Genomic DNA, 16,173 nt, shown 5'->3' on the forward strand with positions numbered 1-16,173 from the left:
TCTCATCAATAACAAAAATTGTAACAGAGTTTATTTTTAGTCAGTGACATTCAAATTTTACAGCATTAAAATAGTCCAAATCTCCGCACAATGGAACATAGGATATGCTAACTGCTCAAGAAGCTTTAGAACGATTAAAACAAGGTAATGAACGTTTTGCTCATGGTGAAACCAATCTGACTAAATTTTTGACGCATCAGCAACGATCTGAAATGGTAGATAGTCAGGAACCTTTTGCCATCATTCTAGGTTGTTCAGATTCACGTGTTCCAGCAGAAATGGTATTTGACCAAGGATTTGGTGATTTATTTGTGATTCGTGTGGCAGGGAACATCGTTGCGCCTTCACAAGTAGGTAGTGTTGAGTTTGCTGCAGATAGTTTTGGTTGCCCATTAGTTGTGGTTTTGGGACATAGTCATTGTGGTGCAATACACTCCACCATCGAGGCGCTCAAAAATCCAAATACGCCGCCATCTGCAAATCTCATGTCAATTGTCAATCGTGTCCGTCCGTCCGTTGAAATTCTGATGCAAACAGAATTAAAAGATGATTTAGAAAAATTATCGATGCATGCTGTGAAATCAAATGTTTTTGCATCTGTAAATCAATTACGTCATGGTTCAGCCGTTTTAGAGAGTTTAATTGCGCAAGGTAAACTGAAAGTTGTCGGGGCTGAATATTCTTTAGAAACTGGTGAAGTTTCGTTTTATGATTTTTAGTCCTATCATTTTATAGAAGACATAAAAAAATCCCACGTTAGGTGGGATTTTTTATGTCTATAGATTGCTTAGAATCTATAACCCATTTTTAAACCATATGCGATTGCATTGTTGTCTTTAAATTCAGCAACATAATCATTACCGCCAGCTTGAGCACCAGTTTGTGCTTTAGCATCGCCTAACCAGAAGTATTTCACACCACCAGCAATAAATGTTGATGGAGTAGGGCTATACTGAACACCTAAACCAAGGTTCCAATAACCTTCAGTTGGACCAAGAGTTGTAATAGGGTTACCCGCACCTGAGTCCCAACCAACAGATACATTTCCAGCCCATTGTTCATTCAGTTTACGACCAACACCAACAGTTGCAGAGAATTGATCTTTAGAATATTCAACGAGGTTAAAGCCATTTGGACGTGCATTGTTCGGATTTGCTAAACCTAATAATGGACCAACTGCAGTTGAAACATTACCAAACTTGTAAGGGCGGATAGAGAAGCTAGACCAATCTACCCAGCGCAAGTTTGCAAATGCAACTGTATTTTCCATAATCCCTGTTTGGAAATCTAAATTTACAGATTGTGGCGTTGTAATTTTAGTTTTCCCAGACTCTTTGTTGGCAGCTAATGCTTTCAATAATGCTGGTGTCATTGCTGCACCAGTGTTGCCTAAGCTTGCAAGTAAGCCTTGTAATTGTGATGCAGGCATTGCACCTAATGCATCAGCAATAGCAATAGTTTCTGTAGCATCTGCATCATGATCAATTTCAGAGCGATAAGTTACAGATGCTTTTAAAGCGATATCTGGAATCTGGAATGCCGCACCTGCTAACCAACCTGCACCACTTGTTTCTTTAATTTTTGCATCATAGCCATTATATAAGCTATATGCTTTACCACGAAGACTTACATTGCCTTTAACTGTTTGGTAAACACCACCACCATAGAAATTAAAGTTTTCATTTGGTTGGAAACCAAAAATCATTGAAATATTTTGCGTATCAACTTTTACTTTAGTGTTTCCAGTCACGCCACCAAGTTGAGTGGTCGTAATTGGCAAACCAGTCAATACTGGATCAGTTGGAGCCGCAACAAATTCATTAGTTCCATTGTAGGCTGCATCTGCACCAAATGGTTGGTCATAGAGTAAACCAAATGAAAAATTATCTGTAAGTTGAAGCTTTAATGCAGCAGATGGGAAATAATAATCATCGCCCATATCATTAATGTTACGTCCACCCATTGCTGCAGTTTCTTTTCCTTCAACAGTTGGGTCTAGAACAGAAATTCCTGCTTCAAAATAATTGCCTGGCTGTAAAAAAGCAGAAATGGATTGACCTGAACGATCTAAGGCTGCGGCAAAAACGCCAGTTGCTGGCAAAGTTGCAACAATTAACGCGACCGATAGATTTTTTAATTTCATTTTAATTTTTCCCTAATATAATAAAATGAATACTTTGAATTACTTAAGTTTTGAGTGAGAAATAATTTTGATACCTAAATAACAACTCAAAGTTACTCCTAGTTACAAAATAACATATAAAAAATAAGAGTAAATACTCTAGGACACTAATTCTCGAAAAAAAAATGAACTATATAGTTTAATTAATAAGCATAAAGTTTTGTGCTAAATTAAAAATCATTATTATTTAAATAGATATGTTTAGTTTTGTCATTAAAAGTTTTGGTTTTTCCCTATATTATTGATCGCGTAATTGTGTGAAATATGATCAGGTGAAAAAATGAGACTTTAGTTTGATTGAAAACCAATTATTAGAATAAGACCTGAAGAAATATCCATTATTGTCAATAAGGTCATGTTTTTATCAATAAATTTATTTATGCGCCCTGAGGGACTCGAACTGTTAGGTTATCTCATTGAATTTTAATTTTATAATTTATGAATTAAATTGATTTTACCGCAAACTATACCGTAAAAAATAAAAGTACTCTATTTATAATTGAGTATTGATCTGATAGCAAGTATTGCGCCCACCACCTTCCAATTTGATTATACACTCTTTTTCCAGCAAGTCAGATAAGTGCCGTGTAGCTGTTGCTTTACTCACTTTAGCAACCTTTTGATATTGTGAGGCACTGATACCATGTTCAAAGCCATTTTCACCACCATCTAATAGACGATTTAATACTTTACGTTGTCCTTCATGGAGATCTAAGTTTGAATACTTATGCCAAAACCTACTTTTAAATAATGTTCGATGAATTTGCTTTAACGTCGTTTCAAGGCTGTCACTTAAGGTGTCTAAAAACCAAACAAGCCAATTTGTGATATTGGAATCACTTTTTTGGGTTTGTTCTAAAATTTCATAGTAACTTTTGCGTTTATTTAATATCACGGGGGACATCGCATACAAACGTATGCTCTGTTCATCCATTTGTGCTAATGCAAGGTCTGTGAGGGTACGTGTAATACGACCATTACCATCATCAAAAGGGTGGAGTGTGATAAACCATAAGTGTGTGATACCCGCACGGAGTAGGGGGTCAAGCAAAGCATTATTTAGACTATGATTAAACCAATTGATAAAGGCTTCTAAACGTTCTTCTAGTCCCTCTCTCGGAGGTGCTTCGAAGTGAACTGTTGGGTGATCCAATCGACCGGAGACAACCTGCATTGGTTCTGAACCTCTGAGTTGACCAATACGTAAGCGCTGCATTGTCCAATCAGGGTCATTAAAAAGCCATTGGTGCCATTGCATAAGACGTTTAACAGTAAGTGGTTGTTTTACGTTGTTAAGCGCATCCAGCATGATGTTGGCTAAGCCTTCAGATCGGTCTGAACTTGGGTAAGGTTGTTCAAGGGTAACACCTAAACGTCGGGCAAGAGAGGAGCGTAATGAATACACATTTAAGGTCTCATCTTCAATCGCTGACGATGCTACAAGATTGGCAAGTAGAATATCTAAGGTAAATTGTTCTTTGGCTAAATCATACTGACTTTGCCCAAGTAAAATTCCAATTTTTTGATGAATTTGTCTAGTTTTGGGTAAGATGGTTTCATCTTCCCATGTGAAGTTTATCCAGTTGTCACTTTGCCAAATCCAATCTTGCATTTTAATCTCCACCTTGAACCTTTCCAAGGTGAGCTAAATATAACATATATTTGGCTCAATAAATGAGCTGAATGTGATGCTTATTTGGTTCATTTATACTCATGTACTTCTATTATTGACTATGAGGTACATTATTGCTGAATAACTTTCTTTAATTAGATGTCTCATATTTCAAATTCATCAGACCTGTTATCGTTATAAAGCTCAATTAGATGGGCAAAATAAGATGATTGTAGCCTGGTTGCTGGTGCTCACCACCGAGAATAAAACTTGAGGCTTTTAGCTTTACTTCTTGTACCTAGGTAATGTCAAAGTTTACCTATGGCATCACAAATGTGTTTACCGAATTTATTGTGTTTAATTAATTATTGTATCAGTGACATGTGGGAGTGTTTGGGGTTAATGATTTGGTGCGCCCTGCGGGACTCGAACCCACGTCGGTCGCTTAGGAGGCAACTGCTCTATCCAATTAAGCTAAGGGCGCGATAAGTCAATAATTTACCGTATATGCCTATGAAAAAAAAGCTATTATCGAGATAATAGCTTTATGTTCGTTCTATTTTTCTTCTGGTTTTATTTCATTCGGATTCAAAATATCAAATAAAATTAGCATTAACGTGATCCATACAGGAATCATCAATACCGATTCTTTAAAACCTTGATCCCACATGATATATAAAACCACACCAATAAAGATAATCACCACAAAGTTACTCATTGGAGCCCATAGAGCAGGGTATTTACTGGTTTGATTGGTTAAGCGTAATGCACGTTTAAATTTTAAGTGGGTCAAAGTGATCATTAACCAGTTGAGTACTAAGGCGCCTACAACCACATACATCAAATGACTTAATGCGTCTTCTGGCAAATAGTAATTTAACGGCACACAACCTAAAATCAAGAACGCAGAAAGTAGGACTGATGGAATAGGTACGCCGTGTTTATTGGTTTTGGTAAAGATTTTAGGTGCATTTCCTTGCTTGGCTAAGCCATAAAGCATACGGCTATTGGCATACATACCACTGTTATATACAGAAAGTGCTGCGGTCAAGATAATGAAATTCACCAAGTGGGCTGCCCATGCGATCCCAATCATACTGAAAACCATGACGAATGGACTTTTGTCTAAACCACCAAAATTTAACTGATTCCAAGGCACCAATGATAAAAGAATGATCATTGAACCCACATAAAAAATCAAAATACGAGGCACAACTTGATTGATTGCTTTCGGAATGGTTTTTTCAGGATCTTTTGCTTCAGCCGCAGCCATACCAACTAATTCGATTCCGCCAAATCCAAACATGAGGAAAGCCAGCATGAAGAATAACCCTTCAAATCCATTGGGGAAGAAGCCACCATGCGACCATAGATTTGAAAAAGCGATACCGGATGTAACATCTGCGGTAAGTATCAGATAAATACCGAAAACAATCATGGCAATAATTGCAGTGACTTTAACAATAGATAACCAAAACTCTGATTCACCGTAGAATTTAACATTTCCTAAGTTGATGAGTGTAATCAGCACAAAGAAAAACAGTACCGAAATCCAATTGGGGATTTCAGGCCACCAATAGTTGATATATTTACCTACAGCCGTGAGTTCTGTCATTGCGACCAGAACATAAAGCATCCAGTAATTCCAGCCCGTCAAAAATCCTGGAAATTTCCCCCAGTATTTATTGGCAAAATGACTAAAAGAACCCGCAACAGGTTCATGAACAATCATTTCCCCCAGTTGACGCATAATTAAAAAAACGATCAAACCGCCTATTGCATAACCCAAAATAATGGATGGCCCAGCTTTTTCGATGACATGTGCTGAACCCAAAAACAGTCCTGTTCCAATAGCGCCACCCATGGCAATCAATTGAATATGACGATTTTTAAGTCCACGTTGTAACTGTGTAGACTCGTTGCTCAATGTATATAGCTCTATTTATACGAATTTAAATATTGTAATAGATTGGTTACTTTTAGCCTAGTATCGGATTGATTTATAAAGGAGAACTGCAAAGTCAAAAAACAGTATCTTCAAGTTTTTGTTTAATTTTCAATGCAATAAGTTTTATTTTAGCTTTTTAAATTTATATTTAATCTGGTGGATATTTATTCAATTTTCATTTTTTTATTTCATACTTAAGTCAATCAATCCGTGTTTTTTCAAAAAAAAAGGGTAATATAAAACTGAATAATGATTCATTATTTTAGACAACAAAGATAATTGAAAGGAATGCGATAAAATGAGTTTTGCACCGCAAATCAAAATCCCTGCAACCTATATGCGTGGGGGGACCAGTAAAGGTGTGTTCTTTAGGTTGGAGGACTTGCCAGAACGCGCGCAAACAGCTGGACAAGCACGTGATCAATTATTACTTCGAGTGATCGGTAGTCCAGATCCTTATGGAAAGCAAATTGATGGCATGGGTGGTGCAACATCAAGTACCAGTAAAACGGTGATTTTGTCAAAGAGTTCACAACCTGAGCATGATGTAGATTATCTTTTTGGACAAGTTTCAATTGATAAAGCATTTGTGGATTGGAGCGGTAACTGCGGAAATCTCACTGCTGCGGTAGGTTCCTTTGCAATAAGTAATGGTTTGGTCGCAGCAGATCGAATTCCTGAAAATGGTATTTGTACTGTTCGTATATGGCAGGCGAATATTCACAAAACGATTATTGCACATGTTCCTGTAAGTCATGGTCAAGTTCAAGAAACCGGAGACTTTGAGCTAGATGGTGTAACCTTTCCTGCGGCAGAGGTACAAATTGAATTTTTAGATCCTGCGGACGATGGCGAAGATGGCGGAGCAATGTTTCCAACAGGCAATGTGGTTGATACTTTAGATGTGCCAGAAATTGGTACATTCCAAGCCACTTTAATCAATGCAGGAATTCCAACAATTTTCTTAAATGCAGAAGAGATTGGTTATACAGGCACAGAACTACAAGATGATATTAATGCTGATAGTGCCGCTTTAGCACGTTTTGAAAAAATTCGTGCTTATGGTGCATTGAAAATGGGCTTGATTCAGGACATTAGTGAAGCTGCAAATCGTCAACATACTCCGAAAGTGGCATTTGTGTCTAAGCCTAAAAGTTATACTTCTTCAAGTGGTAAACAAGTGACACAATCAGATACAGATTTACTGGTTCGTGCACTGTCAATGGGTAAACTTCATCATGCAATGATGGGAACAGCAGCGGTAGCAATTGGTACGGCGGCAGCTATTCCACAAACCTTGGTGAATTTGGCTGCTGGAGGTGGTGAGCGCGAGGCAGTACGCTTTGGTCATCCGTCAGGAACGCTTCGAGTGGGCGCACAAGCTTTAAATGAAAATGGTCAATGGGTTGTAAAAAAAGCCATCATGAGTCGTAGTGCACGAGTGCTTATGGAAGGTTGGGTACGTATTCCTGCGGATAGTTTCTAATCTCTTTTAAGATTTAAAGCTTTATCGATTGGTCTAATTCATTTCGACAAAAAACCTTGCTTATGCAAGGTTTTGTTATTTTGTGACGTTTGTCGTCAATTGCATTATTTTTGAGTGGTGTATTGCATAATATTAATTATATTATATAGAAACTTATTTTATTGAATGCTTTTTCTACGTATTCAATCTTGTATTTAGAGGTGAATTCAACGCTGATTTCACTTTATTCAAAAATAAATCAGCTTTGAGGTGGTGTATGGAACAAGAGCTTATAAAACTACAAGCTAGCCTTGAAAGTTTGAAAGTTTTTGAATATTTACAAGATATAGATAAATTGCATTTGGTTTCGTTTATCTCGCAGATTCCTTTACCGATCGCTTTGCTTGATCAAGAAGCACGCTTTTTAGGTGTGAATCAAAAGTTTGCGGACATTTATGAAAGTGATGCACTGTATTTGTTTGATAAGTTGCTAAATACATTTTCCACAGTGGTTTTTGCCCATTTTAATGAAGCAATGCGCCATTTTGCAAAAAATCAAAATGATTTTGAGCAGGAATTTTATGTCAAAGGAAAATTCTATCTCTCTTATTTTAAAGCAATTCGTAATCAAGATAATGAAATTGAAAGGGTTGTGGTGGTTTGCTCTGATATCACGCGGTTAAAACGACGTGAAAATGTTTTATTAAATAATAATCGAAAGTTACATAATCACCTTTATTTGGATTTGGTGACAGGCTTACAAAATGCTTTTGCTTTTGATCATTACCTAAGTGAAAAATGGAAAAAGAATCAGCAAACAACAATTTCGTTCATTAAAATTGATTTAGATGACTTTAAGCGTTTTAACCAACTCAACAGTTATACTGCTGGAGATGATATTTTAATTCGGTTGGGCGCTGTACTTAGCGAAGCCATCAGTCAAACTGAAGCACAGATTTTTCGTTTAAATTCAGCAAGTTTTGTGGTTGCGATAGCGCAGTTGACTGAGTGGGCAGTCATGACACTTGCTGAAAGATTTAGATTTGCCATTACCGAAGAAAAAATATTTTTTGGAAAAAACGATGAATATCTAACGGCATCTATTGGGATTGTGCATTTAGATCCAGAACATCAAAATGTAGAAGTTGATGTTAAAAAAGAACTCGATTTCGCTGTTCGTTACGCAAAGAAAAAAGGCAAAAACTCCTTATTTTTATTTAAAAATTTAGGTTTGGATTAAATAAAGCTTTAGTTCTGTATTTCGCATATATGTATGCCAATAAATGGGTGAGAATTATAATCACTCATAGTAGAATGTCTCTGACTCATCCAATATATCCATTTTTTTGAAACTTGATTTCTAGTTTTAAAAAATTGTGCAAAACGAGGCAGATGTGACTTCAATTCCCCATGTAAATGCAGAAATTTTACAACAGGCACAAGTGCAAATTCAGCAAGATTTACAAACAGCTTTAGATGCTTTTTCTTTGCCTGAACCATTAAAATCAGCTGTGCATCATACTGTGATGTTAGGGGGAAAACGGGTTAGACCTGCTTTAAGTTATGCAACATTTCAATTAAAAGCTGATAATCCAAACTTTGCAGCGGTGCGACGAGCAGCAGTGGCAATTGAATTTATACATTGCTATTCATTGGCACATGATGACTTACCTTGCATGGACAATGATTTATTACGTCGTGGACAACCGACATGTCACATCGCTTTTGGTGAGGACACTGCATTATTGGCAGGTGATATATTGCAATCCATGGCATTCGAGGTTTTAGGGAGTCGGCTTTTCGATCAAGGACAAACAGTAGATCAAGCCATTATTCTCAAGCAAATGCAGATTTTGGCAACAGCCAGTTCAAAAATGGTGTGTGGGCAGGTTTTAGATTTACAGGCTGAAGGCAAACATGTTGATCAGGAACATCTGGAAAATATTCATCGTAATAAGACAGGTGCACTTATTCAGGCAGCAATTATGATGGCTGCTGTGACCATTTTTTCAGGAACGGATCAGGCGATTCCGCAACTGCGTCAGTATGGTCAAGCGATCGGTTTAGCCTTTCAAGTACAAGACGATATCTTAGACGTTATTTCGGATACTGAATCTTTAGGAAAAACGGCAGGCAAAGATGAGCAAGTGGATAAATCAACTTATCCTGCGTTAATGGGTTTGGAAAATGCTCAAATTTATGCGCAACAATTACATGATCAAGCATTTAAAGCACTCGCTTATTTTGGAGAAGATGCCAAAGAACTCAACCAAATTTCACAATTCCTGCTGGCTCGAAAAAGCTAACGGAAATATTTAAAGAGCAAGATCCATCAATACTATAGTTGTGATAATTCAGCGCAGATAAAGCATTAAAATTCCCCCTTTATGAAAAGGGGGGCAATAGGCTTAAACAGATTCTTTGTAAATTGCATCCGCTTTTTCAAAACGTTCAATCATATCTGTTGAAGGTGCTTCGCTGATCAAGCTAAATAAAATAATGGTGATAAAAGAACAAATAAAGCCTGGAATAATTTCATAAATACCAGTTGTTGCAAATACTGGAATATTTTTCCAAAGGATCACTACAAGCGCACCCACAATCATACCTGTAAGAGCGCCAGATAAAGTCATCCGTTTCCAGAAAACAGAAAGAATAATCAATGGACCAAATGCAGCACCAAAACCAGCCCAAGCATAAGCGACTAAACCTAAAACCTTTGCTTCAGGATTACTGGCAAGAACAATAGCAAGAACAGCAATCAGTAAAACCATTAAACGACCTATCCAGACCAGTTCTTTTTGAGATGCAGTCTTACGAATAAATGCTTTGTAAAAATCTTCTGTCAAAGTGCTTGAACACACCAATAACTGGCAACTCAGGGTACTCATGACAGCAGCAAGAATAGCCGCTAAAACGATACCTGCAATCCATGGGTTAAATAGAATTTTAGTTAATTCCATAAATACCGTTTCAGGATTGGCATTGACCGTTGCCGCTAATTCAGGATGCATTTGGAAGTAGGCAATCCCAAAGAAACCGGCAGCAACTGCACCGCCTAGACAAAGTGTCATCCAAGTCATACCAATACGACGTGCGTTTGGGATTGATTTCACCGAATCTGCTGCCATAAAGCGAACCAGAATATGAGGTTGCCCAAAATAGCCTAAGCCCCATGCTAAAAGTGAGATGACAGCAATCCCACTCAAATCTGCAAATAAACTATAGGCTTGAGGGCGTGCTGCGTCTAATGCTGCATTTACTGTAGTCATATCACCTAAACTGAGTATGGTGACAATCGGAGTAAGTAATAATGCAAAAATCATCAATCCTGCTTGAATGGTATCTGTCCAACTGACAGCAAGAAATCCCCCAATAAATACGTAACTGATTGTCGCAATGGCACTGATCCAAAGTGCCGTACTGTAAGACATGTTGAACATGCTTTCGAATAAACGCGCACCTGCCACCATGCCAGAAGCACAATAGATGGCAAAGAAAATAAGAATCACAACAGCAGACACAACCCTTAAAATCTTTTTATGATCATTAAAGCGATTTGAAAAATAATCGGGAAGTGTAAGTGAGTTATTTTGAATTTCAGTGTGGACACGCAAACGACCTGCAACCAGTAACCAGTTCAGCCAAGCACCCATGATTAAACCAATGGCGATCCAGATTTCAGATAGACCTGATAAATAAATTGCACCAGGTAAACCCATCAGCAACCAACCGCTCATATCAGATGCACCTGCAGACAATGCAGTAACAAAACTGCCTAAACGACGTCCACCTAAAATATAATCATCAAAACTGGTTGTGGCGCGATAAGCGACTAAGCCAATCATGACCATTGCAACTATATAAAATAGAAAGGTAATTAACGTGGGGTTAAGGGAGCTCATACGATATCCATATACGTGGAAAGATTCAGATTCAAGGTGGAATCTAAAATAACGTGAAATTTAACCACAAATTACAAAAAAATGCTGATCATTTCTTAAACGTTAAAACAGAGTGCTAAATTTCAAAGGCAAAAAAAATAGGTAACCTTAAGATTACCTATTTTGACCTTGGGGATGAGGGAGTTAATTATTTCTGCCCATAACACCACGAATGGTATTCATAATGTCGGCTGGCAACACAACTGTTTTAGCATTATTAGATTTCGCCATATCTTGCATCGCTTTTACATATTGCTCACCAAGTAGATAGGCAACAGGAACTTCTTTGTCACCAACGGCAGAGGTGACCATTTCAATCGCACGTTGAGATGATTCAGCAAGAACAACTTGTGCTTCTGCATCACGACGAGATGCTTCTAAACGACCATCTGCTTCTAAAATAGCAGCTTGTTTTTCACCATCTGCTTTAGTCACTGTTGCTCGACGTTGACGTTCAGCAGCAGCTTGAGCCTCCATGGCAGCTTGCATGGTATGAGAGGGTTGAATATCCTGAATTTCTACAGTTTTGAGGGTAATTCCCCAATCTGAAATATCATCTGAAATCGCTGCTTTTAATTTTGCTTTGATGTGATCACGCGAAGACAAAGCATCATCTAAATCCATTTCACCAACGATTGATCGAAGTGAAGTTTGTACAAGATTTTGAATTGCCCATGTATAGTTTTCAATACCATAGACTGCTTTCTCAGGTGTCGTCAGGTTGATATATGCAACAGCATTCATCACCAAAACAGCATTATCACGAGTAATAACTTCTTGTGATGGGATATCTAAAACGATATCTTTGGTTGTGACTTTATAAGCAACTTCATCGACATAAGGGATGACGAAGTTTAAGCCAGGGCTTAAAGTAGAATGATATTTACCTAAACGTTGTACAATCCATTTGTAACCTTGAGGGACAATACGAACCCCCTTAAAAATGGTTACAGCAACGAATACAAATAAGACTAAAACAACAATAGAACCAAAACCCATTTAATTTTCCTCTTTATTCTTCATTATTGAGATGATGAATGTAGCTGTACAACTAAATCATTACCTAAAATATCTGTCACACGTACACGGTCACCCACTTGTACAGGTGATAGGGTACGGCAGTTCCATTCATCAGAACCTAAAACAGGCATCGGAAAGCGCACGCGAATCTGATCATGACTGAGTCCAGTTTGAATGACCATACCGGTTTGTCCAATCGTTGCTTCACGCGGAAGCCCAGCTTTGGTTTTATCTATAGAAAGTGGTTTGACGAATTTAAACCAAGCGACAGTACAGATGATGGATAAGATAATCCAACACACGACTTGTAAGGCAAAGCTCATACTTGGAAACAGCCAAAACAAAATACTGACCACAACTGCAGCGATACCAAACCACAAGGCAGCAAATGCAGGTAGAATAAGTTCAGATAAGATCAGCAATATGCCAAGTACAAACCAATGCCACGGTTCAAAAATAAAGTCCATAATCTACCCTAGTGATTATCATTGGTATAGATGACGAATCATCTCTACCAATGTAGCAGATCATTTTAATACTGCATATAAAAACGTATTTATTCTTATATTCAATTAGGATGAAGCGAAGTATTTCATGATCCAGTTAAAACTTTGCTCGTGGCGCAGGTTTTAAAGCAGCAGGGGATTTTTTAAAGTTTGAGATCGCATTCTGAATTGCAATAATTTTACCCTGTGCGGCTTTTTCACCTTCTAAAATTGCCTGATTACTTGATTTAAGGTCAAGTGTTCCTAAATGCCCAACTTTAGGTTGTATCACAATATTGGCTTGAGCCAATTCATTATTGATACTTTGTTGCCCCATGATATTAATGGTTTGATCTAATAATCCCCACATATTCATTGGCTGACTACCACTCGGTCGAGCAGAAATATCAACAGCGATGACAATATCCGCGCCCATATCACGCGCAGTTTGTACTGGAATAGGACTTACTAAGCCCCCATCAACATATTTGGTGTTTCCAATTGTCGCTGGCACAAATACATTGGGAATACTACAAGAAGCACGGACAGCCTGACCTGCATTGCCCTTAATAAACTCTGCTTTCTTGCCGTTGTCTAAACGAGTTGCGACAGCTGCAAAACGAATCGGAAACTGTTCGATCGGTTTATTGGCGACATTGCGATTAACATAATCTTGTAGTTTTTGACCAAGCACGATGCCTTGGCTATTTAAAGTTAAATCACGTAAATCAGATTCTTTTAATTGTTGGGCAATTTGTTGCATTTGATAAGGGGTTTTACCACTGGCATAGATGCTACCAACAAAGCTCCCAGCACTGGTGCCTGTTACAATTTTTGGCTTTATCCCATGAGATTCTAAAACCTTAAGTACACCAATATGAGCAAAACCTTTTGCACCGCCGCCGCCAAGTGCAATGGCAATAACAGGTTCACGAGCCTTAATTGCTGTGGTTTGGGGTGGAGTTTTTGCTGTCTTGTCACAGCCAACGAGGGCTAGACCCAATAAGCCTATAAAACCAAGTTGTTTAACACGCATGGGAATTACTTTTGTCAAAAATATATGCTGCACATCTGAACAGATTGCATCTTTTTTTTCTAGCCATTTTTCCATAGTTTTTGTAAAGGAAGTGATAATAAATGCGGACGTTTAGGCGAAAAGTTTCCTTTAAAACGCGCTAAAATATCATCTAAATCTTTGTCATAGTCACCTGTAGGCTGTAGTGTGCCTAAGCAATGAATACGTTTTTTCTCATAATCTAATGAAAAGACAGCAATTGGAATACCTGCACCCATGGCGATATGATAAAAACCGCTTTTAATCTTTTCTGCTCTTTTTCGGGTGCCCTCAGGCGCAATTGCAATCCAGATTTTTTCCTGTTGTTGAATCACTTTGATAATTTGCTGTGTCAGCCCATGTGGAGAGTCGCGATGAACGGGAATAACACCAATCCACTCAAAAAGAGATTTCAATGGCGTTTTAAACAGGCTGTCTTTGCCAAAAATGGTGACTTTAACACCAATCCCTAACATCGCAAGAAAGGCATATAAACCATCATAGTTTGATGTATGGGGAGCAATAAATACCACGGCTTTAGGTAAGTTCGGAAACTCACCCTCAAAACCCCAGCCTTGAAGCAAGTAAAGGTTTTTAAATATATTGCGACTGGTGGTATTACCACGCTGGGGCACTTGATCGGGTATATTTGGAAAATTCTGTGACATCGTATTTTTATGTGACTGCTCTTGTATTGGTATTCATTTTTTGCTTAATACAACATAGACATCCATCCATTGGATATCCGCAAAATGTAAATATTACAAAATTTGCAAATTAAAGCAACATATCAAATTTAAAGTGTTCAATCATTGCAGGTGAGTAAATGTTGATGATTCTTGAGTCGAGTTAGCATGCCATATCATTATTTATTGTTATTCTCTTTATATTGGGCTCAAGGTTTACCTGTGGGATTTATGACCCATGCGTTGCCAGTGATCTTGCGTGCTCAAGGTGTTTCATTGGCTCATATTGGCGGTTTTGGACTGTTAATGGCACCATGGGCAATTAAAATTTTATGGGCACCTTTGGTGGATCGTTATGGACATCACCAAGCAGGGCATTATCGTAGTTGGATGATTCCCACCCAGATTTTAACCATTGTCATTCTGGTTATTTTATCTTTCTTACCGATTCAATCTTTAAATGAACCACGGTTTTTATTTCTGTTTTTTATTGCTTTGCTGTGTATGAATAGCATCGGTGCAACTCAAGATATTGCTACTGACGGTTTGGCCGTAAGAATATTAAAAGAAGAACAGCAACATTTCGGTAATATGTTTCAGGTTATTGGTTCTCGCCTAGGGTTTATTGTAGGTGGTGGAGCAATTTTATGGTCAATGGATTGGCTCAGTTGGCAGATGACTTTTCTTATTTTGGCCGCTATCGTTGCTTGCAATACACTGCCAATTTGGTTTTATCAAGAACCTGAACATCTACGTATTGCCAGCAAAAAGACATCACATCAAACAAACATAGATCGCTTTGAATGGTTTAGAGGTTATTTAAGGTATTTCTTTGAAAATAAAGAATTAACAGCATGGTTTTTTCTACTTTGCACAATCAAAGTTACAGATGGATTTGCAGGTCCAATCACTAAACCGTTATTGGTTGATTTGAAATTGAGCCTTTCTCAAATTGGTATTTACATTACAATGCTGGGCGCATTTTCTGCACTATTCGGCGCTGGGTTGGCGGGATTGTTATTAAAGAAAATAAAACGTCATCAAGCCTTATTGTTATTTTATGTCTTGAAATTAATCAGTTTAGCAGGTTTCGTTTGGTTGGCAGTTTTATATGAACAAGCCGTTCCTATTGCGCCGTGGATAATTTATCTGATTAATGCTTTAGAAGACATGTTTGCTGCAATGTTATTGGTGGTGATTTTAACCTTGGTAATGCAGTATAGCCGAAGCGAATATGCTGGAACTGATTTTACTTTTCAAGTTTCAATTATGGCAAGCATCAGTGGAGTCCTATATACAGTAAGTGGAATGATTGGAGATCAACTGGGGTATTTAAAATTCTTAAGTTTAATTTTACTTGTAGGTATGTTTTGTTTAATTCCAATTATATATTGGATGAGAAATATGTATGAAAAGTAATATTATTTAGATGAACAGTATTATTCTCGATTAAGATATTGATTATTGTTTTAAATTTTCTTATTTTAAAATGAATTTAAATATCAACTTAAACAATAGCATTTTATTTATGATTTAGAGGTTATTATTTTACATTACATTTAGATAAGACAAAAATTACTTTTTTGTCAATTTTAAAAGTATAGAAATTAATTCCTGTATGATTTTTTTATTGGCTCATTCTTTTGACACCGAAGAATGAGCCAATCCAAATTGAATGGGCAGAATTGATTATCTATTAGGTTATAAAATAATATGTAACAACCATTATAAATATTTATTCTAGTTTGAATTTCTCAAATAATGAGAAATTTTAAGG

The 16,173-nt window shown here is 37.4% G+C and carries 13 protein-coding genes, 1 tRNA gene and 1 pseudogene; 6 read left to right on the forward strand and 9 right to left on the reverse strand.

Features of this window, described 5'->3' with window-relative positions; all coding sequences use genetic code 11:
* The first annotated feature begins 104 nt into the window (after positions 1-104).
* Entirely contained in the window at positions 105-719 is a 615-nt protein-coding gene (locus tag AC1Z3T_RS07550; protein ID WP_004828139.1) for a carbonic anhydrase, read from the forward strand.
* A 68-nt stretch (positions 720-787) separates the two neighbouring features.
* On the opposite strand, the gene AC1Z3T_RS07555 is transcribed toward AC1Z3T_RS07550, so the two are convergent.
* Both AC1Z3T_RS07555 and AC1Z3T_RS07560 read right to left on the reverse strand, forming a co-directional pair.
* Positions 788-2,143, reverse strand: a complete 1,356-nt coding sequence (locus AC1Z3T_RS07555; RefSeq protein WP_004828141.1) for an OmpP1/FadL family transporter — start codon at positions 2,141-2,143, stop codon at positions 788-790.
* A 532-nt stretch (positions 2,144-2,675) separates the two neighbouring features.
* Positions 2,676-3,794 (reverse strand): Fic family protein, encoded by a 1,119-nt coding sequence (locus AC1Z3T_RS07560; RefSeq protein ID WP_046760243.1) that lies wholly within the window; start codon positions 3,792-3,794, stop codon positions 2,676-2,678.
* Between the two features lie 160 nt (positions 3,795-3,954).
* On the opposite strand from AC1Z3T_RS07560, the pseudogene AC1Z3T_RS07565 reads away from it, so the two are divergent.
* A pseudogene (locus tag AC1Z3T_RS07565) lies at positions 3,955-4,146 on the forward strand (IS3 family transposase); the annotation flags it as partial.
* Positions 4,147-4,202: 56 nt separating this feature from the next.
* Here the strand turns inward: AC1Z3T_RS07565 and AC1Z3T_RS07570 are convergent.
* Together AC1Z3T_RS07570 and AC1Z3T_RS07575 are read right to left on the reverse strand one after the other, a co-directional pair.
* Positions 4,203-4,278: transfer RNA gene (locus AC1Z3T_RS07570), tRNA-Arg, on the reverse strand.
* A gap of 72 nt (positions 4,279-4,350) precedes the next feature.
* Entirely contained in the window at positions 4,351-5,721 is a 1,371-nt protein-coding gene (locus AC1Z3T_RS07575) for an amino acid permease (RefSeq protein ID WP_046760242.1), read from the reverse strand.
* A gap of 319 nt (positions 5,722-6,040) precedes the next feature.
* On the opposite strand from AC1Z3T_RS07575, the gene prpF reads away from it, so the two are divergent.
* From prpF to AC1Z3T_RS07590, 3 genes are all read left to right on the forward strand, one after another.
* On the forward strand, positions 6,041-7,228 hold the full coding sequence (prpF, locus tag AC1Z3T_RS07580) for a 2-methylaconitate cis-trans isomerase PrpF (RefSeq protein ID WP_009585620.1): 1,188 nt from the start codon (positions 6,041-6,043) through the stop codon (positions 7,226-7,228).
* A 256-nt stretch (positions 7,229-7,484) separates the two neighbouring features.
* Entirely contained in the window at positions 7,485-8,447 is a 963-nt protein-coding gene (locus tag AC1Z3T_RS07585) for a sensor domain-containing diguanylate cyclase (protein ID WP_004828151.1), read from the forward strand.
* Between the two features lie 154 nt (positions 8,448-8,601).
* A complete protein-coding gene (locus AC1Z3T_RS07590) occupies positions 8,602-9,513 on the forward strand; it encodes a polyprenyl synthetase family protein (protein ID WP_004828152.1) in 912 nt (303 codons plus the stop codon).
* Positions 9,514-9,615: 102 nt separating this feature from the next.
* Here the strand turns inward: AC1Z3T_RS07590 and putP are convergent, their stop codons facing one another.
* The 5 genes from putP to AC1Z3T_RS07615 all read right to left on the reverse strand — a co-directional run bounded on the left by putP (position 9,616) and on the right by AC1Z3T_RS07615 (position 14,378).
* A complete protein-coding gene (gene putP / locus AC1Z3T_RS07595; protein ID WP_100884638.1) occupies positions 9,616-11,112 on the reverse strand; it encodes a sodium/proline symporter PutP in 1,497 nt (498 codons plus the stop codon).
* A 183-nt stretch (positions 11,113-11,295) separates the two neighbouring features.
* The gene (locus AC1Z3T_RS07600; protein WP_004828156.1) at positions 11,296-12,150 is read right to left on the reverse strand and encodes an SPFH domain-containing protein; all 855 of its coding nucleotides are present in this window, start codon (positions 12,148-12,150) and stop codon (positions 11,296-11,298) included.
* A gap of 23 nt (positions 12,151-12,173) precedes the next feature.
* Complete coding sequence (locus AC1Z3T_RS07605; protein ID WP_004828157.1) at positions 12,174-12,638, reverse strand: NfeD family protein; 465 nt, start codon at positions 12,636-12,638, stop codon at positions 12,174-12,176.
* Between the two features lie 136 nt (positions 12,639-12,774).
* On the reverse strand, positions 12,775-13,692 hold the full coding sequence (locus AC1Z3T_RS07610; protein ID WP_058970901.1) for a patatin-like phospholipase family protein: 918 nt from the start codon (positions 13,690-13,692) through the stop codon (positions 12,775-12,777).
* Positions 13,693-13,751: 59 nt separating this feature from the next.
* Complete coding sequence (locus tag AC1Z3T_RS07615; RefSeq protein ID WP_058970838.1) at positions 13,752-14,378, reverse strand: 1-acyl-sn-glycerol-3-phosphate acyltransferase; 627 nt, start codon at positions 14,376-14,378, stop codon at positions 13,752-13,754.
* Positions 14,379-14,564: 186 nt separating this feature from the next.
* Between AC1Z3T_RS07615 and AC1Z3T_RS07620 the strand changes: the two genes are divergently transcribed.
* Positions 14,565-15,815, forward strand: coding sequence for an MFS transporter (locus tag AC1Z3T_RS07620; protein ID WP_100884639.1), 1,251 nt, complete (start codon positions 14,565-14,567; stop codon positions 15,813-15,815).
* The last annotated feature ends 358 nt before the right edge of the window (positions 15,816-16,173 follow it).

It is taken from the genome of Acinetobacter sp. B-6 (assembly GCF_056930735.1).